This is a genomic window from Micromonospora sp. NPDC004704 (assembly GCF_053601675.1).
In genome coordinates this window covers 74,199-90,825 of the sequence record NZ_JBSGCD010000013.1, presented here as the reverse complement: position 1 = coordinate 90,825, position 16,627 = coordinate 74,199, and the positions used below count along the sequence as shown (strand labels likewise).

Below are 16,627 nucleotides of genomic sequence, written 5' to 3'. Positions count from 1 at the left end.
GGGCGGCGGCTCAGAGGAGGCGGAGTTGGCGGTCCTTGGGGCGGCGCGGCTCGGTGTCGCCGAAGCGCTCGAACAGGCCCGGGTCGATCGCGTCCAGGAACGGGGTCGGTACGCAGTCCCGCTCCTGACCGTGCCGTACCCGTCGGGCCGCGTGGCTGACGTAGAGCCGGTCCTGGGCGCGGGTGAGCCCGACGAAGAACAACCGGCGCTCCTCGGCCACGTCGTCGTCGGTCGGCGGGCGGCCGGGGAAACGCAGCGGGAGCAGCCCGTCCTCGCAGCCGACCAGGAACACCACCGGGAACTCCAGCCCCTTGGCGGCGTGCAGGGTGAGCAGGGTGACCGCCTCGGCGCGCGGGTCCAGGGCGTCGACCTCGGCACCGGTGGCGAGCTGCGACAGGAACAGCGGCAGGTCGTCGCCGCACCGTTGGGCCAGCGGGGTGAGCAGGTCGACGGCGTTGCGGATCTCCTCCGGGCCGATGCCGCCGGGCGCGTCCAGGGTGGGCATCGCGAACCGTTCGGCGAGCACCTGACCGGCGAGCCGTACCCGGGCCGCCAGGGAGCCGCCGAGCCCGTCGGCGTGCCGCAGCTCGCGGGCGATCACCGCCACCCCGGGCCGGTCGCGCAGCCGGTTGTGCGAGCGCTTCTGCACCGGCACCCCGGCTCGGACCAGCGCGTCCACGATCGTCGCGGCCTGGGCGTCGGTGCGGTAGAGGACCGCGATGTCGGAGAAGGAGACGGTCGAGTTGCGACCGTCGATCCGGCCCGAGTCCAACGACCGGTGCGACAGACCACCGACCAGGTCGTCGACGGTCCGTACGACGAAGTTCGCCTCGTCCGCGATCGAGGCGGCCGGATAGCGGCCGACCAGCGGTGCCTCCGGATCCAGCCGGGCCGGATCCAGCCGTCGGCCCCGGACCAGCGACGTCGGGGCGATGGCCTGGACCGCGGCGGCCAGGATCGGCGCCGACGAGCGGTAGTTGCGGGTGAGCCGGACCAGCCGGGCGTCGACGAAGTCCTCCGAGAACCGCAGGAAGTACGCCACGTCCGCGCCCCGGAACGAGTAGATCGCCTGGTCCGGGTCGCCGATCGCGCAGAGGTTGCCGTCCGGCGGTGCGAGCAGCCGGAGCAGCTCGTACTGGACCTCGTCGACGTCCTGGTACTCGTCGACGAAGATCCACCGCCAGCGGTCCCGGTACTCCCGGACCAGCTCCGGATCATCGCGCAGCAGCCGTACCGGCAGGGTCACCAGCTCGTCCAGGTCGACCAGGTCCTGGCCGCGCAGCAGCTTGACGTACGTCGCCTCGTCCTCGCCGGCCTCGGCCCGCGCGGCGGTCCGCTCGGTGTCGTCGGCGATCCGGAAGTTCTCCGGCAGACCGGCGGCGGCCGGGTGCTCCCGCAGGATCGACAGGCCGAGCGAGTGGAAGGTGCCCACGGTGATGTCCTCGGCCACCGGGCCGAGCAACCCGTCGAGCCGGGCCTGCAACTCCTCGGCGGACCGCCGGGTGAAGGTGATCGCCAGGCAGTGCTCCGGGAAGACGTTCAGCTCCGCGCAGAGGTACGCGATCCGGTGGGTCAGCGTACGGGTCTTCCCGGTGCCCGGACCGGCGACGATGAGCAGCGGCCCGCCGGGTGCCGAGGCGGCCACCCGCTGCATCGCGTCGAGCCGGTCGAGCAGCCCGGTGCCGACCTCCTCCATCCCGGCGAGCATCGGCTCGAAGGGTTCGTGGGGTGAGGGCGGCGGGGCGATCGGCGGGGCCGGGGCGGGCACGGTCCGGGCCGGTCGACGTTTCGGCTCGGCGGCGGCCTTCGCGGCGGGCTTGGTCCGGGGCTTGGGCGCAGACTCCGCCGCCGGTCGGGGCCGGGGCACCGACACGGGTACGTCGAAGAGCGCCTCCGGTTCGCCGGCCGCACCCGCTCCGCGCAGTTCACCCGGTTCGAAGAGGCTGATCACGCCGTACTCGCCGTCGTAGCCGGGGATCCGGCGTACCTCGCCCCGGCGCAGCCGGTCGATCGCCTCGGCGATCCGTTCCCCACCGGCCTGCCGCAGGTCGTCCAGGGGTACGGCGGTGAGGATGTCGAGTTCGGCGCCGAGCGCGGCGACCAGGTTGTTGAGCTGCCCCTCGACCGTCTTCGACTTCGGCCCCACCCCGTTGATCTCGCCCAGGATCTCGGCGAGCTGGACCAGGTGGTTCACCCGTGGCGCGCCCGCCGGTACGTGTCCGTCCGGCCGGTCGGCGAGGTCTTCGACCCGGCTCAGCACCCCGACGGTGAGCGGCTTGCCGCACTCCGGGCAGAGCCCGCCCGCCTGCCGGGTCCGTTCCGGTGCCCAGTTGACACCGCAGAGCCGGTGTCCGTCCGCGTGGTACTTCCCCTCCTCGGGGAAGAATTCGATGGTCCCCGCCAGCCCGTCTCCGGTACGCATCGCCGACCCGATCGCGTAGTAGTCCACGTCGGTGGTGAAGACGGTGGCCTCGCGGGCCAGGGCCGCCGGGGAGTGCGCGTCCGAGTTCGAGACCAGGCGGTAGCGGTCGAGGCTGGAGACCCGCCAGTTCATCGCTGGGTCGGAGGAGAGGCCGGTCTCCACCGCGAAGATGTGTTCGGCCAGGTCGGCGTAGCAGTCGGCGATCGCGTCGAAGCCGGACTTGGAGCCGAGCGCGGAGAACCACGGCGTCCAGATGTGCGCCGGGACCAGGTAACCGTCGGGGCTCGCCTCGAGGACGATCTCCAGCAGGTCGCGGGAGTCGAGCCCGAGGATCGGCCGCCCGTCGGACCCGATGTTCCCGATCCGCCCGAGTACGGCGTTGAACCGCGCGACCGCGTCCAGGTCGGGCAGGTAGATCAGGTGGTGCACCTTCCGGGTCCGGTCGTCCCGCTTGTAGATCGTGGAGATCTCGACGCTGAGCTGGTAGCGGACCGGGTTCGCCTCGGCCACGCTCGACAGCCGGGGCGGCAGGCGGCGGGCGATGTCCCGTTCCGCGTCCGGGCTGAGCCGGTAGAGCCCGGGTTCGGCCGGGCGCAGCGTCTCGCGCAGGTGGTCGTACCAGGCGGGGTGGGTGAAGTCGCCGGTGCCGAGCACGCTGATGCCCTTGCGCTTGGCCCACCAGCCGAGGTTCGGCAGCGTCAGGTCCCGGCTACAGGCGCGCGAGTATTTCGAGTGGATGTGCAGGTCCGCGACGAAGGAGCCGGCGGTCGAGGCGGGGCCGCCGGAAGGTGCAGCGCTGAACGGAAGCACGCCGCATACTGTCATGGGCCGGTCCGCCCGCGCGTGGCGCCACGCACAAGCGTGAGATCCGCGATGCCGTGTTCGGGTCGGGGCGATGCGGTGTCCGGGTCAGAGTGATGCGCTGCTCGGGTCAGAGCGATGCGGTGTCCGGGTCAGAACGGTGGGGCCGGTTCGGCGCGGCCGACCCGCTTACGGTGTACCAGTTCGACGGCGGCCACCGAGGCCAGGACCCCGGCGGCGACGATGCTCGCGACCAGTTTCGGCGGGTGGAGCATCACCGGGATCAGCGCACAGAGCAGCACCGGCCCGATGACCAGGGCGAGAGTGCGCTGCCCGAACACCTCCCACTCGAATCGCAGCCGTGCGGCCAGGAAGACCGCGGGCCCACCCAGGGTGACGGCGACGAAGGCGAGGCGAGGATCCCCGAACGGGTCGTTGATGGCCAGATCGTTGGCAACCGCGGTGACGAGTACGGCGGCCACGAGCGCGTACTGGGTGTAGTTGGACGATCGGCCGAGTCGGCCGGGGTGGTCGGCCCGGCCCATCGCGTCGGGCAGCGCCTTCCCGGCCTGGTAGAAGTAGACGTGCCAGAGCAGCAGGGTGCTGCCGAGAGCGAACAGGAACGCGAGCGTACGGCCGAAGGTGAGCCGGCCGTCGCCGTACGTCAGCCCGGTGAACAGGATCGACTCGCCGAGCGCCAGGATGAAGAACTGCTGGTACCGCTCGGCGAGGTGTTCGCCGGCAAATCGCCACCAGGCGTTGTGCTCACGACCGAGCCCCGGCACCGGCCAGCCGAGCAGGACGCCCAGGAAGTCGATTCCGACGCCGACCGTCCAGAGGAGCAGCCGGACCGGAGCCGGTAGCAGCGCCCCGACGATCCAGAAGACCCCGGATCCGACCGCCCACCACAGGATCCGGACCTGGTTGCGCCGCCTCGGATGGTTACCCAGCGCGAGCATGATGATCAGCGGCCGACCGAGCTGCGACCCCACGTACGCCCCGGCGAACAGCAACCCCCGGTCGTCGAACGCCCCGGGCAGACCGACCGCCATCAGCAGGCTGCCGAGGATCAGCGCGGAGATGGTGACGTGAATCGTCGCGGAGAGCCGGTTGAACCTGCTGGTGATCCAGCAGGTGAAGACCCAGACGTTCCATACCGCCAGCGACAGCACCAGGGTCTCGGCGACGGGAAGCCACTCGATCCGGCGACCCGAGTCGATGCTGTCCAACAGTTGCTGGGACACCCGGGTCAGCGCGAACGCGAACACCACGTCGAAGAGGAGTTCGATGAACGTGGCGCGTTGCGGCTCGTCCGGCTCCCGTACGAGGTCGACGGCGCGGTCAGTCGCCATCACCCCACCGTTGTCTCCCGTAGCCCGTCCCCACGTGCTGACGAACGAGTGACGGCGGGCACCGACGCGGGGGAGGACTCTCAGCCGCCCGCGAACGGCGGCAGTACGTCGACCGTGCCGGTTGCCGGCAGTGGCTGCTCCCGGTCGCGTTGGACCACACCGTCGACCAGGAAACTGGCCACCTTCAGTACGCTCGCCAGCCGCTCGCCGTGCCGGATGCCCAGCGTGTCGGCCAGGGCGTCGAGGGTGAGCCCGCCCGGGGCGGACTCCTCGCTGACTCCGGCCGCCGCCCGTGCCGCCGCGAAGTAGCGAACCGTGATGGTCGGGGAGATCTCGGAAGTCGTCATGGTCATCCTCCGATCGCGGACATCGGTCGGGCCGGTTGGAGGAAGGACGGGTCGTCGATGTCGTGCCCGGCCCGTTTGCCCCACATGGCCGTACGCCACCGTCGGGCGATCTCCTCGTCGTCGGCCCCGCCCCGGAGCGCCTCGCGCAGGTCGGACTCCTCGGTGGCGAAGAGGCAGGCGCGTACCTGGCCGTCGGCGGTGAGCCGGGTCCGGTCGCAGTCGCCGCAGAACGGCCGCGTCACGCTGCCGATGACACCGACCCGCGCCGGGCGTCCGTCCAGCCCGGTGAACCCGTCGACCAGCCAGGTCTCCGCCGGTGCCCCGCCCCGCTCCACCGGATCGGGGAGCAGGGTGAACTCGGCCTTCAGCGCGGTCAGGATCTCGGCCGCGGTCACCATCTCCGAGCGGTCCCAGCCGTGCTGGGCGTCCAACGGCATCTGTTCGATGAACCGCAGTTCGTAGCCGTGGTCGAGGGCGAAGCGCAGTAGGGCGGGCGCGTCCCGGTCGTTGACGCCGCGCATCAGCACCGAGTTGATTTTCACCGGGGTGAGTCCGGCCGTCGCCGCGGCGGCGAGCCCGGCCACCACGTCCGGCAGCCGGTTGCGTCGGGTAAGGGTGTGGAACCGCTCGGCGTCGATCGTGTCGAGCGAGACGTTCACCCGGTCCAACCCGGCCGTACGCAACGGGCCGGCGAGCCGTTCCAGCCCGATCCCGTTCGTGGTCAGCGACAGCGTCGGCCGTGGGTTCAGACGGGCGGCGGCGGCGACGATGGCGGGCAGTCCGGGACGGATCAGCGGTTCACCGCCGGTGAACCGGACCTCGGTCACGCCGAGGAGCTGGACCGCGACCCGGACCAGTCGACTGATTTCGTCGTCGGTGAGCAGTCGGCTCTGCGGGAGCCAGGGCAGCCCCTCTTCCGGCATGCAGTAGGTGCAGCGCAGGTTGCACCGGTCGGTCAGGGAGACGCGCAGGTCGGTGGCGACCCGTTGGTACCGGTCGACGAGGGTGCGCAGCGGTGGCCGTACGGACGCGGTCTCCGGTCCGGTCGGTGTCTCCGGTCCGGATCCGGTCGCCGGGCCGACGGCGGTCGATTGGATAACCGGGATGCCCATCGTTCGACGGTATACCGTCAACCATGTAGCGCGGAGCCAGCCGCCGCGCTTACCGCCGTACGGTAACCGGCACCGAACAGCGCGGTGTGGACCAGCAGCAGGTGCAGTTGGTGCACCGGCACCCGCTCCCGCCAACCGTCGGACAGCGGCCAGATCTCCTGGTAACCGTCGAGGATCCGGGGGAGTTCGGGGGCACCGCCGAAGAGCGCGAGCTGGGCCAGGTCGGTTTCCCGGTGCCCGCCGTGCGCCGCCGGGTCGACCAGCCAGGCCCGCCCGTCGGCACCCCATAGCAGGTTGCCGGGCCACAGGTCACCGTGAATCCGGGCGGGTGGTTCGGCGCCGCCGTACCCGTTGATGTTTTTCATCACCCGCTCGACCAGCGCGACCTCGGCCGGTCCGAGGGCGCCGTTGTCGACCGACAGGCGCAGGTACGGCGCCAGCCGGTGCTCGGCGAACCAGGTCGGCCACGGCCCGGACGACGGGGTGTTCGACTGCGGCAGCGCGCCGATGAAACCGCTCCATCCGGCGCCGAAGGCGGGTGCGCCGGCCCGGTGCAGGGCGGCCAGTTCCCGGCCGAACCGGGTAGCCGCCGCCGGGGTCGGCGGGCCGGGCTCGACCCACTCCAGCGCGAGCAGGTCCGGCAGCTCGGCGATCACCTCGGGCACCGGGACCGCGCCGGCCGCCCGCAACCAGCGCAGCCCGGCCGCCTCGGCGGCGAAGAACCCATCGGGTACGGGCGTCGCGCGGCTCTCGGGCCAGCTCTTGGCGAAGACCGAGTTACCGTCGTCGAGGGTGAGTCGACGGGCATCGCAGATGTCACCACCGGCGACCGGTGTCTCCCTGATCCGTTGGTGGGTCAGGAAGGTGGGCAGGTGCTGCGGGTGCGCCCGGAGGTAGACCAGGTCCATCCGCGCAACGTACCGCCGATTGACCGTAGTGCCGACAAGCGCCCCGCGCCCGGACAGCCAGTCGGACCAGGCGTCGGGCTCGAACACCTCGGCGCTAGCCAGCCCCGGCGAAGTCGAAGACCCACCTCGGGGCGTCGTCCACGGGGAAGACACCACGCCCCGAGGCGGGCCGGTCAGTGTGAGGGTCAGGACAGTTGGACGAACCGGTGCCGGGAACTGTCGGGGAGGAGGATCACGAAGTTCCCGTCGGGGGCGATTTCTGCCAGCTTCGCGGCCAGCACGAGCGACCAGTTCACGGCGTCAGTCTTGCTCGGGTTGATGTCGTCCAGGTAGTCGAGCGCGTCCACCGCGCGAGGGGTCAGGTTGACCGTGATCTTCCGAAGCTCGGTCATCAGGGTCGCCGGGTGCTCGCCCAGCCGATAAAGCGTTCGAATAGAACGCGGGGGTCTGGCGGGTCGCCCGTGGCCGGGTCGATCGCCGAGAGGTCACCCAACGCCTCTACGAACTGGGCACCGAGGTAGAGGTTCAGGGCGAGCGTCCGGCCGTTGAAGCCCGCGAGCAGGTTCAGGCGGGCATCGGCACAGGGCCATGGGTAGGCGTCGATCCGGCAAATCCACAGCTTTGGAATCGGGATGTGGTGGGCGACGGCCCTGTCCGCTGGCGGGCGAGCATCCATCACCACAGCCGACCTCGCGGCGCGGCCGGTTCTGAATCAAGTAGCACGCTGCGCCGGATCACGAATACCGCCTCGGGCTGCTCGGGCTGGCCCGTCGGCTTTTCGATGCCGCGAACGGTGAGCCACTCCGTGTCATACGCCCCGGCGTCCATCGGCACGTGCGTCACCCGCAGGTGAAGATCCCCCATGCTGTCCTGGTGGGCAGGCGCGCTGCTCCGGCGGTAGTCGGCCCGCTCGGCGTTGATGAGGTCGCCGACGCGCACCAATGACCTACCTGGCATGGCGGCCTCCGTTCCTAGGCACGCGATATGCCATGCGCTGGCCGAGCGTCAGCAACGGCCCCACGTTCGTTGTCGGCTCGGAAGCCCAGGCCGGGCGAGGCAACTGGGCGACGCCGTAGAGCCGACTTACGCCCTGCGGTGGCGTCTTCCGGTCGATGCACGGCCAGCGCAGGCCGCATATGCAGTACCGGCGGAAGCCGCGCCAGACGCGGCGGTGCCCTTGGGTAGCGGGTTTGCGCCGTCTCAGCATCGACATGCCGTCGCTCCTCTCATACCGTTTGTGGTGGTCGGGGTTGACCTTCTGTCAGGATTGCGGTTCGCAGGGTGAGATAGGCACTGCTCGCGTGCGGCAAGAAAGTTGCGGCAAACCGGAGCGGGAATGAGTACAGGGGCAGAACTACGGCAGGCGCGGCGGGCGGCCGACCTCACATTGGCGGAGGTTGCGCGCCTCGGCGGGCTATCTACCAGCCACTTATCGCGGATCGAGACAGGGAAGCGGCCCGTCACGCCGGCCACGGTCGGCCTGTACCGGCGGGCAATACGGCGGGCACGCGATGGGTCTTCGTCGCCTACCGTGGACGACGTGAGACGGAAGGACTTCCTCGCGCTGACAGGTGCTGCCATCGCCGCAGTGGCCGTGCCCGACCCGGCGCCGATTGTCGACCTCGATGAGTGTGCCCAGTGGATCGCATGGGAGATCTGGCGCGGTGATGGGCGCGAGCTACATGAGAGCCTGATACCGGCGGAGCTAGGGCCGGCTACGGTCCACCTCATCCGGCGGCGTCAGCTTGTCCGTACGGTGGCCGGTGCGGTCCGCTTCCCCCATCCGGGGTTGCTTGACTTTCACCTAGCGTGCCGGGTCTTCGACGGGATCTCGTCGGGCGCCAGCGGGCGACTCGCAACGGCCCAGACCAGCCATGCGACTGACCTCGTAATTCGCGAGTTCGTTGAGCATGACCCGGCGAGCGAGGCGACCCTGAGCCGGTGGATGGCTGTGGGCGGTACCGATCTGCTGCGGGTGAACGCGGCAGGCATCCTCGCGAAGATCGAAGCGCCGGAAACAGCCGACAGAGTGATAGAAGCGCTGCGGGCGGACGACGACATGCGGGCGTTGTACCTGACTGCGGTCGCGAGCCGGGTCCTGTCGCTGCCATGGGCGGTCGCAGGCCAGCTTGCGCGGGGCTCGGGCGCGATGCCCTCGGACGCAGCGCCCCGGCTCGCCGAGGAGTTGCGAAATCCCCGTGATGCGGCGGCACGATGGTGTAGCGCGGTGTTTCTCTACAGGGCGGGTGCCGCCAGCCGGGAGCCGGTGAGGGCGGCCGTCGCTGACGCCCTGCGGACCGAGAGTGCACCTGAGAACCTCCGGAGTATGGCGGCGCTGCTGGCCGGTGCGGACCCCGTTACGACGACCTCAGAAAGGCCCCGATGATCCTCATTTCCATACAGCCTGGGCAGGAAGTTATGTCGACCTTGAGGGCCGAGCTACAGGCCCGGGGCGTCGCGAATGGTGCGGTTGTGTCACTCATCGGGGCCGTTGAGGGGTGCTGCATCTCGACCATGACAGCGGACGACTACGCCAAGGACATCCTCACGGAGTATGCCGAGCCGTTTGAGCTGACCGGGACCGGCGAGGTGAAAGACGGCGAGGTTCACCTGCACGTCGTGCTCGGCCGGGAGGGCGACGAGGCGAAGGCCGGGCACTTGCACTGGGCAAACGTGGAGCACTTCTTTGTGAACGCCTACGTCCTGCCGCTGTAGGCGCATCCAGCCCGTCCGGCCAGGCATGTCCGCCAGCCTGGCTAACGGTCGAGCCGTGGGTCGGACATTCGGTCTAAGCAGGGAAACTACGCCGTGTGCCTGTGGATAACCCCGCGTGTCGTCCACAGGTCGGAACCGGGGGTCTTCCGATCACTCCGGCACCCGCGCGAGGCTGCCGGCATGACCTCGACCGATCCACCACGGCTCACCGTACGCTCGACCGCCGATCTGATCTCCGCGGTTCCCTACCTGCTCGGATTCCATCCCGCCGACAGCCTCGTGCTGCTCGCCATGCGGGACACCCGGATCGTTTTCGTCGCCCGTGGTGACCTGCCCGACCCGGGCGGCCCCGAACTGCGTCAGGCCGCCGAATACCTGGCCGCGGTGATCCGCCGGCAGGGCGCCCACGCGGTCACCATCATCGGGTACGGCCCACCGCAGCGGGTCACCCCGGCCGTGGACGAGTTGGAGGCGGCGGTCCAGCGGGCCGGGCTGATGATCTTCGACGCCCTCCGGGTCACCGACGGCCGCTACTGGTCGTACCGGTGCGACGAACCGAGGTGCTGCCCGCCGGAGGGCACCCCGTTCGATCCGGCCACCAGTGCCGTTGCCGCCGCCGCCACCTTCGCCGGCCACGTGGCACTCCCCGACCGGGCCGCGCTGACCGGTCAGGTCGCTTCGGTCGAGGGTGCGGCACGCGAGTTGATGAGCCGGGCCACCGTACGCGCCCGGGAACGGCTGCTCGACCTGCTCTCCGCCGCCCCGGACGGCGACCCGACCGGGATGGCGGCCATCCGCACGGCCGGTACGGCGGCGGTACGGCTGGCCGAGGAACGGTACCGGACCGGGAGCACCCTCCCCGACGACGAACTCGCCTGGCTCACCCTGCTCCTGACCCACCTGGACGTACGCGACCACGCGTGGGAGCGGATCGGGGCGCAGGACTGGGAGGTGGCGCTCTGGAGTGACGTACTCCGTCGGGCCGAGCCCGGCCTGGCGGCGGCACCGGGCGGGCTGCTCGCCTTCGCCGCCTGGCGGGTCGGGAACGGGGCGCTCGCCTCGGCGGCGGTGGAGCGGGCACTGGCCGACGATCCCGGTTACTCGATGGCACAGTTGATGGCCGACGTTCTCAACGGCGGTCTGCCACCGTCCGCACTGGACGAGAGCTGGGCGTCGCCGGCCCGTCGCGGACGGCGTGGCGGCAGGACGGGAAAACCCCGCCGACCCGGTACGGCCGGACTCGCCGAACGGGCCGTCCGCCCGAGCCGCTCCAGGTTGCGACGCCGGGACTGGCGACCGTCCCGCCGCACCGCCGACTGACCGGTACGGCTCGTAACCGCCCCGGCTCGGCTCGGCACAGGGCACGGCAGGGCACGGCATGGAGAGCCGACCCGAGCGGATGCGGTTACGGTGGGCCGATGGTGGGATTGGCGGCGGTGGTGCTCACCGGTGGCGCGGCCCGACGGATGGGCGGGGTGGACAAACCCGCAGTGCCGGTCAACGGCCGGTCGATGCGGGACCGCGTGCTCGCGGCGGTCGCCACGGCAGCGCCACGGGTGGTGGTCGGCCCGACCGTCGACCTGCCGCCCGGAGTGCTCGTCACCCGCGAGGACCCGCCCGGTGGCGGCCCGGTCGCCGCGACCGCAGCCGGACTGGCCGCGCTCGTCGGTGACACCGGTCAGGACGCGCCGACTTCACCGGAGTACGTCGCACTGCTCGCCGCCGACCTGCCGTTGCTGACCGCCGAGGCGGTCACCCTGCTGGTCGAACGGTTGGCCGGGTCGACCGCCGACGGGGTGCTCTACCGCGACGACACCGGCCGGCGGCAACTGCTGTGCGGGGTGTGGCGTACGACCGCACTGGCCGTTGCCCTGGACCGGCTCGCACAGCAGCGCGGCGGGACGCTGGCGGGTGCCTCGATCCGGGCGCTGGTGGCCGAGCTGACCGTGATCGAGATTTCCTGGACCGGATCGGGGCCGCCGCCCTGGTTCGACTGCGACACTGACGACGATGTACGCCGGGCCGAGGAGTGGACACGATGACGGTGCTCGAACAGACCAGTCCGCCGCACCGGATCCTGGCGGTGGGCTGATGGGAACGCTCGACGACTGGGTGGCCACGGCCTGCGCCGAACTGGGGCTGGACCCGAGCGTGGCGGACGTCCCGGTGGTGCTCGACCTGGCCCGGGACGTCGCCCACCAGGTGTTGCGTCCGGGTGCGCCGGTCACCGCGTACCTGTTGGGGATCGCGGTCGGGCGTGGTGCGGACCCGGCGGAGGCGGCCGAACGGCTGGCCGTGCTGGCCCGTTCCTGGCCTCCGCCGGACGGCCCCGCCGCATCGGACAACGCCGCCTGAGGGCATGAGTCCCGGCTCAGCTCCGGAGAGTGTCCGATCCGGGTCGGCGCCGTGCCCACCGACCGTCGCGCTGGGTAGGGTGTGTGCCTGACGGACGGAGGCGATCATGAACGCGGAGCACCCCTCGGCGACCGGGTCCGAGGCGACCGGGTCCGAGGCGATCGAGCCTGCTGCGGCCGAGCCTGCCCTGGCCGGCGACGCCTGGCCCGCTCACCACGAATCCATCCTGCTCGACGAGCCCAGCACCGCCGACCTGCAGGCGAAGGTGACCGAGGCCTGGCAGGAGTTCGCCCGCGCGCTCGCGGTCGCCCTGCGTGAACTGCCGCCCGGTGCCCGGATCGAGGTCACCCTCGACCCCACCGCCTCCGGCACCGGTGACGCCATCTACTCGGTCAGCATCGAGGCCGGTGCCGAGGGCCGGATCGGCGCCCGTGCGGTCGGCAACGCCGCCCTGCCCGAGGGCTTCCGGCTCAACCGGGGTGCGGTCGCGGAGATGATCGCGCTCGGCTGGTCGCCCCCCGGTGTGATCGAGGGTTCCGGCCCGCACTTCGGCCTGCGCAGCGGTACGACGGAGGCGAGCCGGCTGGCCACCACCGTGGTCCGTACGCTGCGCGACGTCTACGGTGCCCCGCACCCGGCGTTCCTGGTCTACCTTGCCCAGGACGCCGACGACGAGCCGCTCCCGGTCCAACCGCTCGGTACGGCCCGTGCCGCGCTCACCCCGGACGCCGACGACGACACCGAGTCCGGCGAAGGCACCGAGGCGGACCTGGACGAGGCGCTGGCCGCCGCACGGGCCGCCCAGGCGGTCGGTGACGAGGTCATCCCGCTCGAGGAGCGGGTCCGCACCGTGGTCTCCGCGATGATGAAGTCGAACGCCGAACAGCTCCAGGTCGACTCCGACGGCGACATCAACATCCGGGCCGGATCGGCCATGGTGTTCGTCCGGGTACGGGACAACCCGCCGCTGGTCGATGTCTTCTCCCCGATCCTGACCGAGATCGAGCCGACCGAGCAGCTCTACGTGAAGCTCTCCGAGCTGACCAATCGGATGCCGATCGGTCGGCTCTACTGCGCCAACGAGACGGTCTGGGCCTCCATCCCGGTCTTCGGGCGCAACTTCCAGGCGACCCACCTGATGCTCGCCGTACAGGTGATGACCGGGCTCGCGGACGAACTCGACGACCGGCTGCACGGGGAGTTCGGCGGCAAGCGCTTCTTCGGTGAGGGCGACAAGCCGACGAACCGGGCGACGGGCGAGCACCGTACCGGGATGTACCTCTGACCCCGGCACGCTGACACACCGGTCGACCGCCGTACCCGACGGTCGACCGGCGCTGCTACGGCAACCCGAACCCGGCTACGACAGCTCCACCCAGCCTGCCGCATCCATCGTGGACAGTTGGTTGGCCTTCAGGCCGACGTCCGAGACGGTCCAGAGCACCCCGTTCACCACCAGCGACCGCCGGATCATCCCGGTCTTCTCCGACCCTGCCTCACGGGTGTGCTCGACCAGCCCGAGCTGGGTGAACCCGCCCTCGGTCACCCGCAGGGCCAGCGCACCCTGGGTCGGCGGTTCGCCGACCTCGGCCCGGGTGCTGTCGTACGCGGTCAGCGGGACCACGACCAGGCGGTCCGCCGGCCAGTAGAGGAACGCGTGCGGGTCGTGTTCGGCCTCCGAGTTGCCCTGCCGGACGTGGTGCTGGGCGAGCCGGTTCGGCCGGGCCGGATCGGAGACGTCGAAGAGGGAGAGCTGAGTGCCCTGTGTACGGCCCTGGTCGGTGGCCTCCTGGCCGATGCCGAGCAGCCGGTTCCCGTCCACCGGATGCAGGTACGCCGAGTACCCGCTGATCTTCAACTCGCCGACCACCCGAGGAGCGGCCGGACGGGTCAGGTCCACTGTGTAGAGCGGATCGGTCTGGCGGAACGTGACCACGTACCCGGTGCCGGCGACGAACCGTACGGCGTATATCCGTTCGCCCTTGCCCAGCCCGGTCACCCGGCCGGTTTCGGTCAGCTCCCCACCGTCCGCACGGAGTACGTACACCGCCGAGCTGGACTGTGCGTCCGTACCCCTGGACTGGCCGGTGGTGGTGGCGACCCGGAGGTGACCGTCCCACTCGGACAGTGCGTACTGATTGATCAGCCAGCCGGGAACGGTGGTGGCGGCGAGGTACCGGGGGGTGCCGGTTCCGCTGGTGTCGAACTGGTAGATCTCGGTCGTCTCGTCCCGGGGTTGGGGGGCGAAACCCCTGTCGGACCGTCCGCCCGGCATCTGCCACCGCTGGTCGTTGGTGAGGTAGAGCCGGGCGCCGGTGCTGTAGACGGTTTCGCCGTCGGCGACCACGGTGAGCGGGTCGCCCTCGTTCAGGGTGGCCGCGCCGAGGTCGAAGCTGAGCAGGGTCACCATCGACGTACCGGAGTAGCTGGCCGGTCGGACCAGCCGTTCGCAGCCGACCTGACCGGCTCGGGTGGTCCCGCCGGTGGTGATCTCGTACCGGGGCAGCCAGGACTGCGCGGTCGACGCGTCGATGATGTCCTGGTTGGTCTCGATGCGCTGCGCGTCGGTGTCGGACTCCTTGTACGGGAAGCTCAGGCGCGGTGCGGACCGCACCACGATCCGGACCGTGGCACCGACCTGCCGCGCGTCGACCAGGCTCCCGTCGGTGCGGTACTGGGCGAGAACCCGGGGTGGTCCGGCCAGGTCGACCAGGATCAACCGTGGTCCGGCGACCGCGTCCGATGCCGGCGGCATCCCGTCCGGTCCGGGCACGATGCCGGGGCGCCGGATGGCGGGCATCGGCATCGGCATCCCGCCACCCCAACCGTCCCGGACCAGGACCAGGGCCCGGTCTCCGTGCAGCAGCAGGTTGCTCTCGCTCCACCTGCCGGGATCGTCCCCTGTGAACAGTTCCAGCCGTCCGGTCCGCTGCCGGGTGGCCGGGTCGACCACGTGCAGTACCCCGCCGGAGACCGTGACGATCCGTCGGCCGTCGGTCTTGACCAGGTCGGGTTCGTCGACGCCGACCTCGTGCGTGTTGGTGCCGGAGTAGCCCGACGGGGTGTCGCTTGCGGTGCCGGCGCCCGGTGCACCGGCCCCGGCAGGCGGCGCGGCGCCCGGGGCGGCTGCCCGCTGCGCGCTACCGGCGGCCACCGCGTCGGAGACCGACACGGCGCCGCCACCGAAGCCCCACGGCCCGACGTACGCCTTCGCGGCCGACTTGAGCCGGGTCAGCGCGTCACCGCAGGAGTCGAAGGCGACGAGCTGCCAGCCGGCGGCCGGCACGCCGGGGTCGCGGGTGAGGGTACGGGCGGTGGGAGTCGTTCCGCTCGCGGCGACCAGTGCGAGCGTGCCGACCAGCGCACAGCCGGCGATGACGGTGGTGGGACGAACGAGACGCCTTCGGGTCATGGCCGGTACGACGTAGCGAGCGTCGCTTGCGTTCCGCTCCGGCCGGCGATTGCCCGGAGGTGATCAGGGAGGGCCACCGGCCTGGCCCGATTTGCGGCGTTGCATCCGAGAGAAATCCCATGCATGCTCTTCGTGACTGCTTCGTCACTGTGTTTCACGAGAAATATCGACAAAGGACGCTAAGGCGCGCGTACGGGAGGTATTGGTGATTGACAACCGCTCGCCACACTGGCACAAGCCCCACTATGCCCAACCGGAGCGTGAGGCGGACCTGTTTGCCGTACTTGACGGGGCGGACGTCTCCGAGCCGGTGCGGGCGGCGGTGGCCCACGCGCTCAAGCGCCCTCCACAGTTTCCCCGGCAGTCCGGTCCGAGCTGGCCCGAGCAGGCCATGCACACCCGGTACACGCTGCATCTCACCTTCCCCGCGGCAACCCTGGACGAGGCCCGAGCGCACGCGGTCAGCTACGCCGAGGGGCTCAGCGTGCTCCGTCCCGAGGTGGGCGTACACGCGCCGCTGCTCTCCCGGGCCGACACCTGGAACCACATCGAACCGCTCTTCTGCGGCGCCGTCGGCCCGGACGAGGAGGTCTGTGCGGACGTACGCGAACATCCCGGCTTCCATCGCGCGGCCGGTCTCGGGGGTCTGAGCTGGGGTGGCAGTGACGCCGGCCCAGGTTTGCGCTGATCCGACCCGTCCCCACCAGCGCTGCTCCGGTCAGCCGGCGGCCGGGGCGGGAACCACGGTCGGTGAGTCGACCAGGCGGGACAGGACGATCATGCTCCGGGTCGAGGTGACGAACGGTTCCGCCCGCAGCCGTTCGAGCGCCTGCTCCAGGTGGGTGATGTCGGCGGCGCGCAGGTGGACCAGTGCGTCCGCCTCACCCGACACGGTGTACGCGCCGACCACCTCGGGGTGTCGCCGGGTGGCGACGGTGAGCTGCGCCGGGGTGGTCCGGCCGGTGCAGAACAGCTCGACGAAGGCCTCGGTGGTCCATCCGACCGCCGCCGGGTCGACGACGGTGGTGAATGCCCGGATGACCCCACCGGCGCGCAACCGGTCCACCCGACGCTTCACCGCCGGTGCGGAGAGTGACACCCGGCTACCGATCTCCGCGTACGACTGGCGCGCGTCCGCGACCAGGGACGCAATGATTCGCTGATCTATCTCGTCTATCTGCAACGTTCCGCCTCTGAGAAGCA

17 protein-coding genes and 1 pseudogene are annotated in these 16,627 nt (G+C 71.0%); 8 read left to right on the top strand and 10 right to left on the bottom strand.

What is annotated here, in order from left to right; translation table 11 throughout:
- Positions 1-10: 10 nt before the first annotated feature.
- The 8 genes from ACWEFB_RS19690 to ACWEFB_RS19655 all read right to left on the bottom strand — a co-directional run bounded on the left by ACWEFB_RS19690 (position 11) and on the right by ACWEFB_RS19655 (position 7,881).
- Entirely contained in the window at positions 11-3,232 is a 3,222-nt protein-coding gene (locus tag ACWEFB_RS19690) for a UvrD-helicase domain-containing protein (RefSeq protein WP_452287276.1), read from the bottom strand.
- Between the two features lie 143 nt (positions 3,233-3,375).
- The gene (locus ACWEFB_RS19685; RefSeq protein WP_452287274.1) at positions 3,376-4,575 is read right to left on the bottom strand and encodes a low temperature requirement protein A; all 1,200 of its coding nucleotides are present in this window, start codon (positions 4,573-4,575) and stop codon (positions 3,376-3,378) included.
- 80 nt (positions 4,576-4,655) lie between these two features.
- Positions 4,656-4,922 (bottom strand): MoaD/ThiS family protein, encoded by a 267-nt coding sequence (locus ACWEFB_RS19680; RefSeq protein ID WP_452287272.1) that lies wholly within the window; start codon positions 4,920-4,922, stop codon positions 4,656-4,658.
- Positions 4,923-4,924: 2 nt separating this feature from the next.
- Positions 4,925-6,034 (bottom strand): GTP 3',8-cyclase MoaA, encoded by a 1,110-nt coding sequence (gene moaA / locus ACWEFB_RS19675; RefSeq protein WP_452287270.1) that lies wholly within the window; start codon positions 6,032-6,034, stop codon positions 4,925-4,927.
- 17 nt (positions 6,035-6,051) lie between these two features.
- Entirely contained in the window at positions 6,052-6,942 is an 891-nt protein-coding gene (locus ACWEFB_RS19670; RefSeq protein WP_452287268.1) for a fructosamine kinase family protein, read from the bottom strand.
- Positions 6,943-7,127: 185 nt separating this feature from the next.
- Positions 7,128-7,334 carry a hypothetical protein gene (locus ACWEFB_RS19665; protein ID WP_452287266.1) on the bottom strand — a complete coding sequence of 69 codons (207 nt, stop codon included), beginning with the start codon at positions 7,332-7,334 and terminating at the stop codon, positions 7,128-7,130.
- Entirely contained in the window at positions 7,334-7,618 is a 285-nt protein-coding gene (locus ACWEFB_RS19660; protein WP_452287264.1) for a hypothetical protein, read from the bottom strand. Before ACWEFB_RS19660 ends, ACWEFB_RS19665 begins: the two co-directional genes overlap by 1 nt.
- Positions 7,618-7,881 carry a hypothetical protein gene (locus tag ACWEFB_RS19655; protein WP_452287262.1) on the bottom strand — a complete coding sequence of 88 codons (264 nt, stop codon included), beginning with the start codon at positions 7,879-7,881 and terminating at the stop codon, positions 7,618-7,620. The genes ACWEFB_RS19660 and ACWEFB_RS19655 overlap by 1 nt, the downstream gene beginning before the upstream one ends.
- A gap of 397 nt (positions 7,882-8,278) precedes the next feature.
- Between ACWEFB_RS19655 and ACWEFB_RS19650 the strand changes: the two are divergent.
- The 7 genes and pseudogenes from ACWEFB_RS19650 to ACWEFB_RS19620 all read left to right on the top strand — a co-directional run.
- Positions 8,279-8,416: pseudogene (locus tag ACWEFB_RS19650) on the top strand (helix-turn-helix domain-containing protein); the annotation flags it as partial.
- Positions 8,417-8,482: 66 nt separating this feature from the next.
- Positions 8,483-9,328: a hypothetical protein gene (locus ACWEFB_RS19645; RefSeq protein ID WP_452287440.1), complete on the top strand. Its 846-nt coding sequence runs from the start codon at positions 8,483-8,485 to the stop codon at positions 9,326-9,328.
- Positions 9,325-9,657: a PCC domain-containing protein gene (locus ACWEFB_RS19640; protein WP_452287260.1), complete on the top strand. Its 333-nt coding sequence runs from the start codon at positions 9,325-9,327 to the stop codon at positions 9,655-9,657. Before ACWEFB_RS19645 ends, ACWEFB_RS19640 begins: the two co-directional genes overlap by 4 nt.
- Before the next feature lie 180 nt (positions 9,658-9,837).
- On the top strand, positions 9,838-10,977 hold the full coding sequence (locus ACWEFB_RS19635) for a DUF4192 domain-containing protein (RefSeq protein ID WP_452287258.1): 1,140 nt from the start codon (positions 9,838-9,840) through the stop codon (positions 10,975-10,977).
- Between the two features lie 98 nt (positions 10,978-11,075).
- Positions 11,076-11,699, top strand: coding sequence for a molybdenum cofactor guanylyltransferase (mobA, locus tag ACWEFB_RS19630; RefSeq protein WP_452287256.1), 624 nt, complete (start codon positions 11,076-11,078; stop codon positions 11,697-11,699).
- 49 nt (positions 11,700-11,748) lie between these two features.
- Positions 11,749-12,012, top strand: a complete 264-nt coding sequence (locus ACWEFB_RS19625) for a DUF6457 domain-containing protein (RefSeq protein WP_326561810.1) — start codon at positions 11,749-11,751, stop codon at positions 12,010-12,012.
- A 106-nt stretch (positions 12,013-12,118) separates the two neighbouring features.
- Positions 12,119-13,297, top strand: coding sequence for a T3SS (YopN, CesT) and YbjN peptide-binding chaperone 1 (locus ACWEFB_RS19620; protein ID WP_452287254.1), 1,179 nt, complete (start codon positions 12,119-12,121; stop codon positions 13,295-13,297).
- 75 nt (positions 13,298-13,372) lie between these two features.
- On the opposite strand, the gene ACWEFB_RS19615 is transcribed toward ACWEFB_RS19620, so the two are convergent.
- The gene (locus ACWEFB_RS19615; protein ID WP_452287252.1) at positions 13,373-15,424 is read right to left on the bottom strand and encodes a beta-propeller domain-containing protein; all 2,052 of its coding nucleotides are present in this window, start codon (positions 15,422-15,424) and stop codon (positions 13,373-13,375) included.
- A 205-nt stretch (positions 15,425-15,629) separates the two neighbouring features.
- Between ACWEFB_RS19615 and ACWEFB_RS19610 the strand changes: the two genes are divergently transcribed.
- A complete protein-coding gene (locus ACWEFB_RS19610; protein WP_326561807.1) occupies positions 15,630-16,112 on the top strand; it encodes a hypothetical protein in 483 nt (160 codons plus the stop codon).
- Between the two features lie 30 nt (positions 16,113-16,142).
- Here ACWEFB_RS19610 and ACWEFB_RS19605 read toward each other — a convergent pair whose 3' ends face one another.
- Complete coding sequence (locus tag ACWEFB_RS19605; protein WP_326561806.1) at positions 16,143-16,607, bottom strand: Lrp/AsnC family transcriptional regulator; 465 nt, start codon at positions 16,605-16,607, stop codon at positions 16,143-16,145.
- Between the last annotated feature and the right edge of the window lie 20 nt (positions 16,608-16,627).